At 66.3% G+C, this 1,199-nt stretch carries 2 protein-coding genes; both read right to left on the bottom strand.

Going from position 1 to position 1,199, the window contains the following annotated elements; genetic code table 11:
- Positions 1–771, bottom strand: a 771-nt coding sequence (locus ACWCPN_RS34805) for an alpha-amylase family glycosyl hydrolase (protein ID WP_392296228.1), incomplete at its 3' end; no start/stop codon positions are given.
- A partial coding sequence (locus ACWCPN_RS34810; protein WP_451214584.1) for a DUF3459 domain-containing protein occupies positions 768–1,199 on the bottom strand: 432 nt, incomplete at its 5' end. The genes ACWCPN_RS34810 and ACWCPN_RS34805, both read right to left, overlap by 4 nt.

Genomic DNA, 1,199 nt, shown 5'->3' on the forward strand with positions numbered 1-1,199 from the left:
CAGCACGGTGTCGGGGTACTGGGCGTCGATCTCCTTGCGGACCCGCTTCAGGAACTGGTGCGTCGCCGGCAGGTTCTCGCAGTTGGTGCCCTCCTCCGCGTAGAGATAGGGGACCGCGTCGAGACGGAAGCCGTCGATGCCCAGGTCCAGCCAGAACTTCAGGGCGGCCAGGATCTCCTCCTGCACCGCGGGGTTCTCGTAGTTGAGGTCCGGCTGGTGCGAGAAGAAGCGGTGGAAGTAGTACTGGCCGCGCACCGGGTCGAAGGTCCAGTTGGAGACCTCGGTGTCGACGAAGATGATCCGCGCGTCCTCGTAGCCCTTGTCGTCGTCGGCCCACACGTAGTAGTCGCCGTAAGGACCGTCCGGGTCCTTGCGGGACTCCTGGAACCACGGGTGCTGGTCGCTGGTGTGGTTCATGACGAAGTCGATGATGACGCGCATGCCGCGCTGGTGCGCCGCGTCCGCGAACTCCACGAAGTCGGCGAGGTCGCCGAACTCGGGAAGGACCGCGGTGTAGTCGGAGACGTCGTAACCACCGTCCCGCAGAGGGGACTTGAAGAACGGCGGCAGCCAGAGGCAGTCCACCCCCAGCCACTGGAGGTAGTCGAGCTTGGCGGTCAGGCCCTTGAGGTCGCCGATGCCGTCGCCGTCACTGTCGTGGAACGAGCGGACCAGGACCTCGTAGAAGACGGCGCGCTTGAACCACTCCGGATCCCGGTCCTTGGCGGGGGTGTCCTCGAAAGTGTCCGGCACGGGGTCATTGACAGTCATGACGCGGAGGGCCCTCCGATCTGGGGCGTCGATCGCCCGACGTGGAGCACGTGCGCCGGCGTCCGGCCGGGTGTGAGACGCACGTAGTTGGTCCTGCCCCAGTGATAGCTCTCACCTGTCAGTTCGTCGTGCACGGACAGGGCGGCGTTCCAGTCCAGGCCGAGTTGCGGCATGTCCAACGAGACCGTGGCCTCCTGGGTGTGGTGCGGGTCGAGGTTGACGACCACGATGACCGTGTCCGGGCCCGTGCTCTTGCTGTAGGCGAGCACGTTGTCGTTGGCGGTCCGATGGAAGCGGAGGTTCCGCAGACGCTGTAGCGCGGGGTGCTGCCGGCGGATGGTGTTGAGCCGGGTGATGAGGGGGGCGATGGTGCGGCCCTCGCGTGCGGCGGCTTCCCAGTCGCGGGGTTTGAGCTGGTACTTCTCGGA

The sequence above is a fragment of the Streptomyces sp. NPDC002386 genome, assembly GCF_053593175.1.